Origin of the sequence: Actinoplanes sichuanensis, from assembly GCF_033097365.1 — a bacterium.
GTDB lineage: Bacteria > Actinomycetota > Actinomycetes > Mycobacteriales > Micromonosporaceae > Actinoplanes > Actinoplanes sichuanensis.
In genome coordinates this window covers 11,724,487-11,738,875 of the sequence record NZ_AP028461.1, presented here as the reverse complement: position 1 = coordinate 11,738,875, position 14,389 = coordinate 11,724,487, and the positions used below count along the sequence as shown (strand labels likewise).

Here is a 14,389-nt window from a genome sequence, read left to right as displayed (position 1 = left end):
CGGCTGCTCTCCTACGGCCGGGGGACGGCTGCGAACGCGAACTGCCGGAACCGGGCCGGCAGGGCGCGGCGCAGCTCCTCCGGCCCCTGGAACGCCAGCTCACCGGAGCGCAGGCCGGACGCCCAGGTGCGCTCGCCCCGCCACACGTCGGTCAGGCAGCGCAGGTCGGCGGTGACCAGCACGTCCACGTCATGGCCGGGGTCGACGTCACAGATGTCGGCCTCGGCCGGAGTGATCACCAGCCACCAGTCCCGTACTCTCGCGGGCGCCGACGGGAACCGGAACTGCAGGACCGTCCGCCGGGACGGCACCGCCCCGTGATCGACCGACCGGTGCATGTCCCAGAGCAGCAACTTCGGATCCAGATCACGGTCGCCCAGCTCGGGGATCCAGCGGGTGCCCCACTCACCGAGCGCCACCACGATCGGTTTCAGCTCCAGGCCGGCCCGGGTCAGCTCATACTCCACCTCGGCGCCGGACTCCCGCCGCCGCACCACCCCGGCTGTACCGAGCTGCTGCAACCGCCGAGACAGCAGCGTCGGCGACATTCGTGGCAGCCCACGGCGCAGATCGTTGAACCGGCGGCCGCCGGCGATCAGCTCCCGGATCACCAGCATCGTCCAGCGCTCGTCGAGCAACTCCATCGCCTTCGCAACCGGGCAGAACTGCCCGTAGGACGCACCCATCGGTGGTCTCCCTCCGCCGGTACACATCGTGTACTAGGCCGGGCCACCCGCGGATCCCTACTGTCGGTGACATGACCACAACCGTGAAGACCAAGCACCGTGCCATGTGGGCCTCCGGCGACTATCCCGCGGTCGCCTCCGAACTCGTCGCGCCACTCGGGCCGGCGCTGGTCCAGGCAGCCGGCATCGGCCCCGGACAGCATGTCCTGGACGTCGGCGCGGGCACCGGCAACGCCGCGATCCCGGCGGCCCGGACCGGCGCCTCCGTCACCGCCAGTGATCTCACCCCGGAGCTGTTGGCCGTCGGCGAGAAGAACTCCCCCGTCGACCTGACCTGGGTCGAGGCCGACGCCGAGGATCTGCCGTTCGAGACGGCCGCGTTCGACACGGTGATCTCCTGCATCGGCGTGATGTTCGCCCCGTTCCACGGCGCGGCGGCCGGCGAACTGCTCCGGGTGTGCCGTCCCGGCGGCGTCATCGGCCTGGCCAACTGGACCCCGGAAGGCTTCATCGGGCAGATGTTCGCGACCATGAAGCCGTACGCCGCACCGCCGCCGCCCGGCGCCCAGCCGCCGCCGTTGTGGGGTGATCCGGCCCACCTCGCGACCCTGTTCGGCGACGGGGTCACCGACGTGTCGTTCGAACGCCGCACGCTGCGGGTCGATCACTTCCGGACCGCTGCCGGGTTCCGTGACTACTTCAAGACCAACTACGGGCCGACGATCGCCGTCTATCGCAACATCGCCGACGATCCGGGCCGGGTCGCCGAACTGGACGCCGCGCTGCTCGCCCTCGCCGAACGCCATGATCTCGGCGACGGGGCCATGGACTGGGAGTATCTGCTCTACACCACGCGCCGGACGGCCTGATCCCGCCCCGGGCTCGACCGTTTCCCGGCGTCGCCCGTTCTTTTCGGCTTCGCTGATCCTTCGGTCTTGCCCGTACCGTTTGGCTTTGGCCGTCCCTTTCGGCTTCGCCGGCCCTTCGGTCTTGCCCGTCCCTTTCGGCTTCGCCGGTCCTTCGGTCTTGCCCGTCCTTTTCGGCTTCGCTCGTCCCTTTCGGCTTCGCGCTTCCGCCCTGGCCGTTCCCTTCCTCGGGCCTTGCCCTCTCCCGCGTTTCTCAGCGGCGGCGGGCCGCCGCCACCCGCCTGGTCGTGAAGCCCAGCCTGGTGTAGGTGGCCAACGCCGCCGCGTTCCAGTAGTCCACCAGCAACGCCACCCGCTCCCGGCCGGCCAGCAACTCATCGGCCACGAACGCGCAGATGGCCGCCCCGAGGCCGCGCCCACGCGCCGACGGGCGGGTGGCCACCCCCGACATGAATCCGATATCCGCCGTCGACCACGCCTCCGCGGCCACCGTGAGCAGCTCACCGTCGGTGCCGCGGATGCCCGCCCAGCGCCGCACGCCGGGGTTACCCGGCCAGGCGTAGGACTCCGGGTAGGCCTCCTTGATCATCGCGGTCACCTCGGGCCAGTCGGTCTCCGCAAGCCACACCGCCTCTACGAGCCCGCCACCCGGGTCGATCTTCCCGCCGCCCTGCCCGATCGACCCGCCGCCCTGCCCGATCGACCCACCCTGCCCGGCCGACCGAGCCTGCCCGATCGACCCGCCGGCCTGCCCGATCGACCCACCCTGCCCGGTCGACCGAGCCTGCCCGGCCGGCCCACCGGCCTGCTCGGTCGGCCGGCTGCGCTGCCCCACCGGCTCGGTCGTCTCCATCCATGCGAACGTGGCGCTGATCTCCAACTCCGGGACCCGCTCGACGACTTCGGTGACCAACTCTTCCGTACCGAATGGCCGGAATGTCTCCCCGGTCTCGGCCAGCGCCTCCCGGAGGAGCCCGGCCACCGCCTCCGGCTCGCCGTTGATCACGAGGCGATCCCAATGCGACAGGTCCGCGCAGGCGACGACGACCGCGCCGGGTCGCCGCCACACCCGGGCGCCCGGCGCGTGCAACGCCCATCGAACCAGCGGATCCCGGTCAGGAGCGATATCGATCATGGCCACATGCTGCCATTGAGCCCGGCCCGGCCGGTTGACCCCGTCTGCCATCCTCGGACCGATGCGGAAGCGCCCCCATCTCCCCACCTGGTTGACGATCGCCTCGCTGCGGGCGTTTCTCTCCTGGCGACGGCTGCGCCGTCTGATGGCGGTGGGCACGGTCGGCGGTCTGGTCGCGGTTCTCGTCGCTCTCGGCTGCGCCCATTGGGTACGGTCCTCCGCCGACGGTTACCTCTATGACGTGGCCTCGGTGCCCGCCGCCCCGGTGGCGCTCGTTCTCGGCGCTCAGGTGGGCGACGACGGCCAGCCTTCGGCGTTCCTGGCCGCGCGCCTGGAGATCGCCCGTCAACTCTTGGAGAACGGCAAGGTCAAGGCGATCCTGGTCTCCGGCGACCACGGGCGGTGGACCTACGACGAACCGGGCGCCATGCAGTCCTGGCTGGTGGCTCGCGGGGTGCCCGCCGACCGGGTGGTCCTCGACCACGCCGGCTTCGACACCTACGACTCGTGTGTCCGAGCCAACAAGATCTTCGGCGTCGATCAGGCGATCGTGGTGACCCAGGCCTTCCACCTCCCCCGGGCGGTCACCCTCTGCCGCGAACAGGGCATCGAAGCCACCGGCGTGGGCGACGACAGCGTCCGCATCTACGAGGCGATGTGGCTGCGAGGCGAGGTCCGCGAATACGGCGCCGCCGTCAAGGCCGCGGCCGACGTCCTGACCGCCCGAGACCCGATCTTCCTGGGCCCCCACGAGACAGGCGTGGAGGACGCCATCAGCCTCGGCTGACACCCCGCGCCGCCGAACCGAACGCCCCGCTCCACGGATCGGACCCCCGCTCCGCGGACCGGACGTCTCCGCCCGGTCAGGGGGTCGGCGTGGGCCGGATCCGCGCGGCTCGGCCGTGCAGGATCAGGACGTCGACGGTGCCCGTGGCCGAGGCGGACCGCCAGACGTGCAGGTGCGGACCGGCGGTCACGAATCCGAGCCGGTGATACAGCCGGATGGCGCCCTCGTTACCCGCCTCCACCTCAAGGCTTATCTCGGCGAATCCGCGGTCCGCCACGAGGGCGGCGACATGCCTGATCAGAGCACTACCCAGCCCTCGACCACGAAGCTCCGGGCGAACCGCCAATCCGTAGAGCAACGGCCGGGTCGCATCGTCACAGCCGCCGCCCCACCGGACACTGGCGGTGCCGAGCACCGTCCCCTCCGCCGGGTCGACCGCCACCAGAAACGTCTCGGTACCGTCCGCGGCGGCCGCGAGACGACGGTCGACGCGCTCGGGATGCGGCCAGAACACTCCGATGGCGTCCCGATCGGTGGCCGCGGCGTCCCGGAACACGGGGGCTCCTCCGGTGGCCGCCATCTCAGAGGAGATCCGCGGCGAGGCTGACTCGCAGGTAGGCGTCGGCCCAAGCGTTCGCCGCGTCGATGCCTGGGTCCGGGCTGAGCCGGGCGGACACATCGTCGAGCGCGGACGCCACCCGATGCAGCCCGACCCGGGCGAGCACATTCCGGGCCCGGGCGAGCCGATCGGCATACGCGGCCGGTAGGTGAGCGAGGCCCGTGTGCGCCGCCTCCGCCAGCACGTCCCGGGCCGCCGCCACAGCAGCCGCGAGCACATCCGTCCCGTCGTCGTCCCAAACCTCGACACCGGCCGGCGCATCGGCACCCCCGGCACCGTTCCCCCGCCCACCCGAGGCCGGAACGGGCAGGGTAGAAGCGTCCCCACCGGAAACCGAGGCTGGCCCGGTTGGCGCGTCCCCGCCCGATAGACCGGGGAAGGCGTCGGCGGTGACCAGGTCGGGGATGATCGGTGCACCGTCGGCGGCGATCGCGTAGGGGTCGATCACCACGCGGCCGCCGCTGCGGTGGACGCTTCCGGCGACGTAGCGGGGCTTGCCACGATGACCGCCCAGGGCCGCGGCGACCGCGTCGAGGCGGCCCGGGGCGACCGCGGCGTGGGTGGCGACCACGTTCGCCGTGTTGCCGTGGCTGTCGCGGATCTCCACGGTGAGTCGCTGGGCGCCGGGCGAGTAGTGGGCCGGACCGACCTCGGTTATCGCGAGAACCCGGACCAGTTCGGCGCGGACCCGGGCGCGGACCGCGCGGGGCGGCATCGTGTCGAGGTCGGCGGCGAGGCGGGCGTAGTCGCGGATGAGTAGGCCGTCGGGAAGCCCGTCCCAGGCGCCGTTCGAGGCGGTGACCGTGGATTTCGCGACCCGGCTGGCACTCAATCGGACCGCCCGGCTGGCACTGCGGACCGCGGACTCGGTCACCAGAGTCCCCGCGGCCACCGCGGCGATGGTGGTCCCGGCGATGCGCCTCCGCCCCAGGGCCGGGCCGTCCTCAGGGGTGGTCCACTGCCGCTGGGAGACGAGGACGACACCACTGGCCGGCTGGCCGTGGAAGACCTCGATGCGCCGTTCGTCGTCGATCGCGGTGACCCGGGCACCGAGGCCGTCCAGCCGAACCCGGCGCAACGGGGTCTCGGCCGCCTCCTCGGAGCCGAGCACCCGGGCCCGGGCCGCGGCCGCCCCGTCCGCGGTCGCCGCCCGGTGCCTGGCGAAGAGTTCCGCGAGCAGGTCGGCGAGTAGTTCCGGTGAGTAGCGGGCGCTGCGATCCCGGTAGGCCGTGAGCTGCCCGGCGAGTTCGGTGGCGGCGTCGAGCGGCCACCGCAGCCCGGCCCGTTCCAGCGCGGTCAGGTGTCCCGCGGCCGTGGCGGCGAGGCCGGCGCCCGAGTGGACGGCGCCACCCCGCAGCACCTCGGCGGCGAACTCGACAAGCCCTTCGAGACCGGAACCGGTGGTCGTACCGGCTCCGGAGCCCCCGACGTCGATCACGCAGTCGTCGGCGGCCGGTTGCTGCTCGTCGGCGGCCCGGAAGGCCCAGACAGCCAGCGCGATCACGTCGTCACGGACTCCGGCCCGGGCGTCGGTGTGCACATACCCGAGGTCGTTGGGCACCAGGAACCGCACGGTCGCTGCCGGGAGCTCGACCACCGGGACCGGCCCGCGCCGGACCCTGGCGGTGTACCCGGAACGTTCCGCACGGCGGGCCGCCGTGACGAGGCGGGCCCCGATCCGGCCGATCAGGTCGTCATCGGTGAAGGCGCCGGGCGACCAGACGGTGCGCTCCGCCGGGCCGGCGGTGCGCTCCGCCGGGCCGGCGGTGCGCTCCCGCGAGCCGGCGATGCGCTCCGCCCGGCCGGCGGCGGCTGCGGTATCGCCGGGCGGCTCGTCTCCGGCCGGCTCGACCGCCTCGGCCGCAGCACCGGACTCCGTCTCGGCCGCAACGTCCGGCGAGTCGACGGGCGGCCCAGACGGTACGGCCGAGGTGGCGACTGCCTGGTAGGCGAGGATCAAGCCGATCAGATGGCGGCAGACCCCGGTCGCGCCGCACGAGCAGCGACCCTGTTCGAGGCCGCCCTCCGGCAGCGAGGCCCGGACCCCGTCGGCGAACTCGGCGACGATCGCAGACCCGTCCGCGGACAGCCGAGGCGGTTCCCGTTCGACCTCCCGGCTGGCGCGTTTGACCAGGCCACGGTTGGCGAGTGCGGCCAGCGCGTCGGCGTCGAGGGCGCGTAGGTCGGCGCGAACGGGCAGGGTTCCGGTGCTCATCGGCCCACCCGTTCCGCGACGAAGGCGGCCAGCTCGCCGGGGGTCATGGCGCCGACCCACGCGCCCACGTCGGCGAGTCTCTGCGCGCAGGCCCGGTCGTACGCCGGATCGGCGTTCTCGTCGAGCGCGGCGAGCCCGAGCACGATGCTGCCCTGCTCGACGAGCTCACGAACGGCCCTTACCAGCCCGGCTTCGGAACCGCCCTCGAAGAAGTCACTGACCACCGCGACGATGGTCCGCCGTGGCTGCTCGACGAGCTGAGCCGCGTACCGAACCGCGCGCGCGATGTCCGTACCCCCGCCGAGCTGGGTTTTCATCAGCAGCTCGACGGGATCGCTGACGTCCGAGGTCAGGTCGACGACCTCGGTGTCGAAGGCGATCAGGTGGGTCCGCACGCCGGGCAACCCCCACAGGCAGGCCGCGGTGATCGCCGAGTGGATGACCGACGACAGCATCGACCCGGACTGGTCGACGAGCAGAATGACCTGCCACTGGTTGATCTGCCGCCGGGTGCGGGACGCGAAATACGGCGTCTGGACGTAGATCCGCCGCTCGTCGGGCCGGTAGTTGCCGAGGTTCGCCCGGACGGTCCGCCGTGCGTCGAAGTCACGTGCCTGACGGAACCGGCTGGCCCGTCGCGACCGCGCGCCGGAGAAACTCTGCTGCACCTCGGTGGCCAGCCGCCGCATGAGGTCACGGACGACCGCCTCGACCAGCCGCCGGGCGAGCCGGAGCACCTCCGGGTTCATCAGGTGTTTGGTCCGGAGGACGGCACGTAGCAGGGCCGGGTTGGGTTCGATCCGTTCGAGCACGCCCGGGTCGGTGACGATGTCGTCGATCTGGTACCGCTCGACGGCATCCTGCTGGAGCCGCTCGACGGTCTCCTTCGGGAACAGCTGGGTGATGTCGTCTAGCCAGTCGACGGTGGTGAGCTGGGACGGGCCGGTGCCGCCCTCGCGGCGGATGTCGCGGCGGCTCAGCTCCTCGTCGCGGCCGTAGAGCCAGTCCAGGGCCGCGTCACGCCGGCCGTCGGCCCCGGTCAGGCCGCCGAGGCAGCCGCCGGACGGCGCTCCCAGGATGAGCCGCCATCGTTCCAGGCCGACGTCAGTCATCGGTCCTCCCCACGGTGATCAGCCCGGCTCGGGCCAGGCGTTCCTCCACGGTCTCGTCCAGGGCCAGCCCGGCCGCCACGATCTGCGGCGCGACCGACATCCGGAGCAGGTCACGACCCGAACCGGCGAGCCCGCGCCGGGCCAGCAGTTCCTCGGCGATCGTCTCCCGCTCGCGGGGCGGGAAGTATTCGAAGGCCTGCCGCAGCGCGGGCAGCGCGACCAGGAAATCGTCCGCACCGAGGCCGCCGACCAGGTCGTCGAGCAGGCCGAGGATGCCGCCGGTGACGAGGACGTGCTCGCGGGCCACCCCGAACAGCCCGGCCAGCCAGTCGCCCGCGGTCCCGCCGGTGAACGCGCCGCGCACGGCTTCCGCCGGTTCGGGGAACAGCCCGGCCGGATCGTCGTCGCCGAGCAGGGAACGGCCCAGGCCGTAGAAGGCGCCGCGCAGGTCGGGCGGTGCGGCCCGGTCGGCCGCGATGCGACCGGCGATCTCCACCGCGGCGGTACGGTCGACGCCCAGCCCGGCCGCGTGCAGCACCGAGTCGCGTACCGCCACGACGGCCGCGATCCGTGCCCGGTCGGCGGGTGCTCCGGGCGCGTGCCAGCCCTCGGCGAGCCAGAGGATCCGGCGGGCGGCGGCCGCCACGACGACACCGAGGGCTTCGCTGCCGGCCGTGCCGAGCAGCCGGTCGTGCCGCCACAGGGCCAGGGTGACGGCCAGGACCCGCCCGAGGACGGCCAGGTCACCGGCGACCGCGATGCCGCGTTCGAGCCGGCCCGGCACATCCGATCCGAGATCGGTGACCCCGCACAGCCCGGCGTCGAACAGCGCGTCCGCGATCCGCCCGAGGTCGCCGCCGGCCTCGTCGATGCGCTGCACGATCCGGGTGGCGGCCGCCGCCTCCAAGGTCGGCCCGTAGCCGCCGGCCTCGATGAGCGCCGCGAGTCGGTGCTGATGCCGCTGGACCGTCCACTGCTCGCGCAGCACCGGGTCGATGCCGGTGGCGGGCCCGGAGTCACGCCGGAACCCGGGGATCTCCAGCACCCGCAGTCGGTGCAGGACCCGGCTGACGGTCCGGCCGTGTGGATCGGTCAGGTCGGCGGTGTGCTCACCGGGCCGGTCCAGGCCGTACCGCTCGAGTTCCGCGGTGGCGGCGTGCACCAGCGGCGGCAGTGGGGTGTCCGGGTGCAGCCGGCCGACCCGGTCACCGCTGAGGGCGGCCGTCATCTCGACCACCGCCGGATGCTGCCCGGAACCGACCGTGCCCCGGACCGCCCACGGCAGCGGCACGTCGAGTGCCTCGTTGACCAGGGCGGACGCCAGCCCGTCGAGCACGTCGACCCGGGACGGGCAGTCGTGGCCACGCAGCCGGGCGAGAGCCTCGGCCCCGGCCCGGGCGGCGATCAGGTCGGCCGTGGAGACCGGCTGCCCGCGTTTCCGTAGCCGCGCGGCGACCGCGGTGATCAGGTAACGGGCGGCCTCTTCCGGCCCGCTCTCCCAGAGCCGCTGATAGAACTCGGGCGACGGCATCCCGGACTGGTAGCCGGCGAACGCGTCGAGCCGCCGGAACGAGTAGGGCACCAGATAGCTGCCGGCCGTGGCCCCGTCGGGCGGCGCCGGCACCTCCGGCCACCCCGGCTCGCCCCCTACGCCGGCCGCCGGATTCGCGGCCGGCGTAGGGGGCGAGGAGGAGGCGAACGAGGAGGAAGCCGACGGCGAAGCGAGGCGGAGCAGGGCGGGCCGGTGGAAGCCGCCGACCACGGCGACGACCGGACGGTCCCCGGCGGCCGCACACGCGGCACGGAGCCACCCGGCCATGTACGCCTCACGGGCGGTGTCCGAGGCGCCCGCCGCCGAGTCGCCCCGGATCAGGTCGAAATACGTCTCGAGCCGCTGCCCGATCTCCTCGACCGGCCCCATCTCGACGACGTGATCCCAGAGGGCGTCGCTGTTGTCCACCCCGAACTCGGTGCACAGCCGATCGACCGCCTCGGCGTAGCGCAGTTCGGCGTCGGCATACCTGTTGTCCCGGTCGGCGAACGCCTCGTGCCACGCCGGCAGGTCGATGAACCGCAGCTCGGCCCCGCACTCGCGACCGGCCCGCAGCGCCTCCCACTCCGGCGAGTACGCACAGAACGGCGCCCACGAGCCGTGCCGCCGATGCTCGTCGAGGTAGCTGGTGAAGACCGCCACCGGGAGCTCGTGCCCGAGCAGCAGCTCACCGATCCGCGCGTTCATGTCGGCCGGGCCCTCGATCAGCACGTAGGCGGGCCGCAGTGCGGCGATCGTCGAGCCGACGAGGCGGGCGCAGGCGGGGCTGTGGTGCCGGACCCCGATGACGGTGAGGCTCATCCGCCGGGCAGTTCCCGGCGCGCGTCCCGCAGCTCACGCCACTGCGGCCCGGTCCGCCACGAGGTGTGCTGTTCCAGGTAGCGCCGCAGTTTCGCGAGATCCTCCGGGCTGTCCTTGGCTGCGGTGCCGGCCAGGCAGGAGACCAGATCGGTGGTGCTGCCGGCATCACCACGCAGGAACCAGCCGCGCAGGCCGACCGCGTGAGCGACCGAGACCGCTTCGGCGGTGCTCATCACCGACGACAGCCGCTCCATCTCGTCGCCCCGCGCGGTCCGGCCGGCCCGCAGCTCCCGGAACGCCGTGACCAGCACCTCCAGCACGTCACGCCGGGGTGGCGCGGTCACCCCGGACCGTCGCAGCAAGGTTCCCGCCTCGGCTTCGACCAGAGACAACTCGGTGTCGAAGTCGGCGATCGGGAAGACCGTCTCGAAGTTGAAGCGCCGTTTCAGGGCCGAGCTCATGTCGTTGACGCCGCGGTCCCGAGTGTTGGCCGTGGCGATGATGTTGAAGCCCTCCTTGGCGAACACCATGCCGAGATCGCCCGGCAGCTCAGGCACGGCGAGCACCCGGTCGGAGAGCGGCGAGAGCAGACAGTCCTGCACCTCCAGCGGGCAACGGGTGATCTCCTCGAAACGGACCACCTGCCCGTGGGCCATGCCGCGCAGTAGCGGCGCCGGGACCAGGGACCGCTCGGTCGGGCCCTCGGCGACCAGGAGCGCATAGTTCCACGAATACTTGATCTGGTCCTCGGTGGTGGCCGCGCCGCCCTGGATGGTGAGGGTCGAGTCGCCGCTCACGGCGGCCGCGAGCAGCTCGGAGAGCAGCGATTTCGCGGTGCCGGGGTCGCCGACCAGCAGCAGACCACGGCTGGTGGCGAGGCTGACCAGGGCGCGGTCGATGAGTGACGGGTCGCCGACGAACTTGCGGGTGACACCCAGTTTCTCGTCGCCGACGATGAACGCGCGGGCGGCCCGCAGGCTGAGCGCCCAGCCGGGCGGGGTCGGCGCGTCGTCGGCGGCCCGGAGACGGGCCAATTCGTCGGCATACCGCACCTCGGCGGGCGGGCGCTGCACGTGGGCGGTGGTGGTGGCGGTCATGCGAGCACCTCGGTCAGATCGCGCAGCGCCTCGGCCGCGGTGATGGGGTCGAGTTCACGGATACGGTCGTCCTGTTCCTGGCGGAACCAGTGGTGGTTCCCGGCCGGGGCGACGAAGATCGCCTCGACGGTCTGCTCGCCGAGCACATCGATCGCACCGACCGCGATGCCCGGATCGATGGCGAGCACCAGGTGCAGACCACCCGGCACGTCGCGCTCGAACCAGCCCTGCACCCCGGCGTCCTGTGGGCTGCCGCGGCGCCAGCCACGCCGTTCCAACCCGAGCAGGGTGGTACTGGCCGCCTTGCGACCGACGAAGGCGGCCGCCCGCTCCCGGGTGAGCGGGTCCACACCGCGGCCGAGCTGCGGGAACGGCTGGAGGATTTCGTAGTCGGCGAAGACCTCGGACCAGGCCGCCAGGTCGCCGCCGAGGTGCAGCGGGTGGGCGATGCCGACCAGCTCGCCGTCGCCGAGGGTGACCACCTCGTCGGTGACGTCGGCGAGGCTGCCGTCCTCGGCCAGGCGAAGGCCGTCTCCGGGCTGCCCGGCGTCGTCGAAGCGGACCCAGACGAGCCGCCGGACCAGGTGCCGCAGCAGTGGGTGGCCGGTGAGGAACTGCCGGAAGGCGGCGCCGGTCCACCGACGCCCGGTGACCATCGCCGACTCCAACCGGCGGACCTGGTCGGCGGCGATCGCCCGGACGTCCTTCTTCAGCGCGGTGAACCGCTGGTACGCCTCCGGCGCGAGCACCTGATCGTCCTGTGCTCCCGGCTTGGGCAGGGCCTTGAGCCGCTTCCCGGAGGCATCGGCCACATACGGCTTGAGCTGCTCGTCGAAACCGACGGTGAAACTGCGCCGCCCGTAGTCGAGGACCAGGCTGCCGGAAGCGTCCAGCCCGAGGTCGGGCACCAGCCGGTCGGCCAGTTCCTCGGCGGTGAGCCCCAGCTCGGCCGCCAGCTCGGCGATCTTCTCGCCGGCCCGTTCCCTGAGGGCGCGGAACTTGACCTTCTGCGCGATGCCGTTGAGATACATCAAGGCCACGTCGGTGCCGATGGCGGCCAGCACGTCGAGGCCGGCGACAGCCCGGGTGTGGCCGCCCTCGCCGGGCCAGGCACGGATCACCGGGGCCAGCCGGCGGACCGTCTCGTCGTCACCGAGCAGGCCGAGCGCGTCGAGCGCCCAGCTCTGTTTCGCCGGATGCCCGGCCTCGCGCCACTCGGTGAACAGCGCCCAGGCGAGCTCGGCCAGATCGGTCGCCTCGCACTCGGCGGTGACCAGGGCGAGCCCCGGGTAGGGCGTGTCGGTCCGCGAGATGGCCAGCATGGTGAGCACGTGGCGGACCGCCTCGACGGGCAGCCGGCCGCGGTCTCCGGTCAGCCGGACCGGCGGGATCACCGCCGGGTTCGCCCAGTCCGGCAGCGGTGGCATCGGCACGGGCAGGACGGTCAGCGGGTCGACGGCCAGGATCTCGCCGACCGCGGCGGCGGTCTCCGGACCATACCCGTCGGCGGCGGCGCGCACCTCGCTGTCGTGCCCGGCGCCGGACAGGGCACGCAGCGCGCCCTCGGCGTCGGAGCGGGCCGGACCGATCCGGCCCACCGCGATCGGCACCAGGGCCCGAGCTGCGGCCGGGGCGTGCCGGGTCAGCCAGGACACGGCGACCGGCCGGACCGAGCGCACCCGGGCGAGCCAGCCCGCCATCAGCTGCGCGACCTCCGGACCGGTGACCGGGGCCAGCAGGCGCGCGGCGGCGGCCGGGGCACGCCGGGCGACGTCGGCCAGCGGCGCGACGGCCGCCGCACCATACCGAGCGAGCAGCTCGGCGCCCCAGTCGGCGACGTCGTAGTGGTGGCTCGGCCGCCAGGCGCCCACCCGGGGCAGGGTCAGCTCGTCAGGCCCACGCAGGAAGAGGTCGATCTCATCCCAGCCGTTGGAGGCGCTGGTGCCGAGTTTCCGGACGAGGTCGGGCCAGTCGTGCGTGCCGCCGTGCCGGGCGGCCCAGGTGCCGGCGGCCCAGGTCTCGCGCTCGCCCGGCCCCCACTCCACCCGCACCGGATCGTCGCAGCTCAGGCCGGTGACGACGAGCGGCTCCCGGTGCACCGGGGCGAGCCAGGGCGGGGTCACCAGGATCGGCGGCAACTCATCCGGACCGGCCGTGTCGGCATCGGCGGCCAGCAGCACGGCGTGGGCGGCGTCGAACCGGGCCGTCGCCTCCTCGGACAGCCGGGGACGCACCTCGGCGGCGAGCGGCCGATGGTTGGCCAGATGCCGGTGCAGGAGCCGGTCGGCGCCCGGCGCCTCGGCGAACAGCCGCAGGGCGCGGGCCGGCTCACGACCGGCGGCGTCGGCGAGAGCGGCCGGCACATCCGGCCGGCTCGCGCGCTCGATCAGGGCGGTGAGCGCCGTGTCGCCACCGACCGCGGCCAACAGACCGAGTAGTTTCCGCCGATCCTGCGCGTCGACGGCCGGGGCGTCGAGCCAGCCGGTCAGCGCCGTGGCCGCGGCCGGGCCGAGCGTGGCGGTGAAGGTGTAGATGCGCTCGTTCTCGGCGAGCACCGCCCAGGCCGCCAGCTGACCGGCCAGGCGGGACGCGAGCGGCTCGGCCGACACGACGGTGAGCAGCAGACCCTTCAGCGCCTCCCGGCCGCCCAGCTCGGCCGCCCGGGCGCAGATGTCGTCGGCCCAGGCCGTCTCGTCCGGAGCGATGACCGACACGAGCGCCTGCTGAACCAGCGCCTGACCGCGCGCGCCGGACAGCGCGGCGACCACCGCCGCATAATCCTCCGGCGACGCGGCCACGACCGCCCGGCGCAGCTGATAGGCCATCTGGATCGCGATTCGAGTGCCGAACCCGCCGGCGTCCGAGTCGGGCACGGACCTGGTGATCGCCGCCTCGGACGGGGCGGAGCCGAGGTGGAAACCGGCCAGCTCGACGGTGGCGGCCGCAGCGAACGCCAGGCCGTGCCGAGTCCGCCAGAGGTCGGCGAAGACGGTCGGCTCGTCACGGCGCTGCCAGGGCAGCACGCCGCTCACGGCACGTGCCACCACCGCAGCACCGAGCGGAGTGGCATCCGGGCCGCCGGCCAGGTAGCCGTGCCCGGCCTCGGCCAGGTCACCCGCGATCAGGCGGTGGCGCAGCGCACTACGGACGTCACCGTCGAACGCGGTCAGCAGCACGCCGGCCGCCTCGACGTCGGCCGCTCGCGGCTTCGGCGCGGAGGTCGCGTCGCCCCGCCGGGGCAGCACGAACCGCTTCCACGCCGACGGCACGACGAACGCCTCGGAGCTCACCACTTCGGTCACCGGGCCACTCCCCAGGTCTCGTTCCACGACGACGGCTGAACCCTAACGACCCCCACCGACAAAATCCGGGACGGCTCCCGAACACATAGACGACGATGGACTTCCTGTCCGTGATGGACCAGAGTGAGGTCATCGGTGCGGGCCGCGCAGGCGGCCGGCCCGCGCCGATGCCCCGGCGCCGAACCGGCTTGCGCGCGGCTACGGGTTCGTGAAAGCC

Annotated in this window: 10 protein-coding genes; 2 read left to right on the top strand and 8 right to left on the bottom strand. The window is 73.3% G+C overall.

Features of this window, described 5'->3' with window-relative positions:
- Positions 1–11: 11 nt before the first annotated feature.
- Positions 12–686: a winged helix-turn-helix transcriptional regulator gene (locus Q0Z83_RS53765; RefSeq protein ID WP_317791300.1), complete on the bottom strand. Its 675-nt coding sequence runs from the start codon at positions 684–686 to the stop codon at positions 12–14.
- A 71-nt stretch (positions 687–757) separates the two neighbouring features.
- On the opposite strand from Q0Z83_RS53765, the gene Q0Z83_RS53760 reads away from it, so the two are divergent.
- Complete coding sequence (locus tag Q0Z83_RS53760; protein ID WP_317791299.1) at positions 758–1,555, top strand: class I SAM-dependent methyltransferase; 798 nt, start codon at positions 758–760, stop codon at positions 1,553–1,555.
- A gap of 250 nt (positions 1,556–1,805) precedes the next feature.
- Here the strand turns inward: Q0Z83_RS53760 and Q0Z83_RS53755 are convergent, their stop codons facing one another.
- Positions 1,806–2,687, bottom strand: coding sequence for a GNAT family N-acetyltransferase (locus Q0Z83_RS53755; RefSeq protein ID WP_317791298.1), 882 nt, complete (start codon positions 2,685–2,687; stop codon positions 1,806–1,808).
- 61 nt (positions 2,688–2,748) lie between these two features.
- Between Q0Z83_RS53755 and Q0Z83_RS53750 the strand changes: the two genes are divergently transcribed.
- Positions 2,749–3,474: a SanA/YdcF family protein gene (locus Q0Z83_RS53750; protein ID WP_378079116.1), complete on the top strand. Its 726-nt coding sequence runs from the start codon at positions 2,749–2,751 to the stop codon at positions 3,472–3,474.
- 76 nt (positions 3,475–3,550) lie between these two features.
- Here Q0Z83_RS53750 and Q0Z83_RS53745 read toward each other — a convergent pair whose 3' ends face one another.
- From Q0Z83_RS53745 to Q0Z83_RS53720, 6 genes are read right to left on the bottom strand one after another with little or no spacing between them, the layout of a single operon-like run.
- Positions 3,551–4,030: a GNAT family N-acetyltransferase gene (locus Q0Z83_RS53745; protein WP_317791297.1), complete on the bottom strand. Its 480-nt coding sequence runs from the start codon at positions 4,028–4,030 to the stop codon at positions 3,551–3,553.
- Positions 4,031–4,055: 25 nt separating this feature from the next.
- Positions 4,056–6,308, bottom strand: a complete 2,253-nt coding sequence (locus tag Q0Z83_RS53740) for a hypothetical protein (protein WP_317791296.1) — start codon at positions 6,306–6,308, stop codon at positions 4,056–4,058.
- Positions 6,305–7,420, bottom strand: coding sequence for a VWA domain-containing protein (locus Q0Z83_RS53735; RefSeq protein ID WP_317791295.1), 1,116 nt, complete (start codon positions 7,418–7,420; stop codon positions 6,305–6,307). The genes Q0Z83_RS53740 and Q0Z83_RS53735 overlap by 4 nt, the downstream gene beginning before the upstream one ends.
- Positions 7,413–9,773: a DUF5682 family protein gene (locus Q0Z83_RS53730; RefSeq protein ID WP_317791294.1), complete on the bottom strand. Its 2,361-nt coding sequence runs from the start codon at positions 9,771–9,773 to the stop codon at positions 7,413–7,415. The genes Q0Z83_RS53735 and Q0Z83_RS53730 overlap by 8 nt, the downstream gene beginning before the upstream one ends.
- Complete coding sequence (locus tag Q0Z83_RS53725) at positions 9,770–10,870, bottom strand: ATP-binding protein (RefSeq protein ID WP_317791293.1); 1,101 nt, start codon at positions 10,868–10,870, stop codon at positions 9,770–9,772. The genes Q0Z83_RS53730 and Q0Z83_RS53725 overlap by 4 nt, the downstream gene beginning before the upstream one ends.
- Positions 10,867–14,172 (bottom strand): DUF4132 domain-containing protein, encoded by a 3,306-nt coding sequence (locus Q0Z83_RS53720; RefSeq protein ID WP_317791292.1) that lies wholly within the window; start codon positions 14,170–14,172, stop codon positions 10,867–10,869. The genes Q0Z83_RS53725 and Q0Z83_RS53720 overlap by 4 nt, the downstream gene beginning before the upstream one ends.
- Positions 14,173–14,389: the final 217 nt, after the last annotated feature.

Bases quoted from the DNA above. Each gene is read 5' to 3' on its own strand.
- Q0Z83_RS53735 (WP_317791295.1), bottom strand. From the start codon at position 7,420: ATGACTGACGTCGGCCTGGAACGATGGCGGCTCATCCTGGGAGCGCCG.
- Q0Z83_RS53750 (WP_378079116.1), top strand. From the start codon at position 2,749: ATGCGGAAGCGCCCCCATCTCCCCACCTGGTTGACGATCGCCTCGCTG.
- Q0Z83_RS53760 (WP_317791299.1), top strand. From the start codon at position 758: ATGACCACAACCGTGAAGACCAAGCACCGTGCCATGTGGGCCTCCGGC.
- Q0Z83_RS53740 (WP_317791296.1), bottom strand. From the start codon at position 6,308: ATGAGCACCGGAACCCTGCCCGTTCGCGCCGACCTACGCGCCCTCGAC.
- Q0Z83_RS53725 (WP_317791293.1), bottom strand. From the start codon at position 10,870: ATGACCGCCACCACCACCGCCCACGTGCAGCGCCCGCCCGCCGAGGTG.
- Q0Z83_RS53755 (WP_317791298.1), bottom strand. From the start codon at position 2,687: ATGATCGATATCGCTCCTGACCGGGATCCGCTGGTTCGATGGGCGTTG.
- Q0Z83_RS53765 (WP_317791300.1), bottom strand. From the start codon at position 686: ATGGGTGCGTCCTACGGGCAGTTCTGCCCGGTTGCGAAGGCGATGGAG.
- Q0Z83_RS53730 (WP_317791294.1), bottom strand. From the start codon at position 9,773: ATGAGCCTCACCGTCATCGGGGTCCGGCACCACAGCCCCGCCTGCGCC.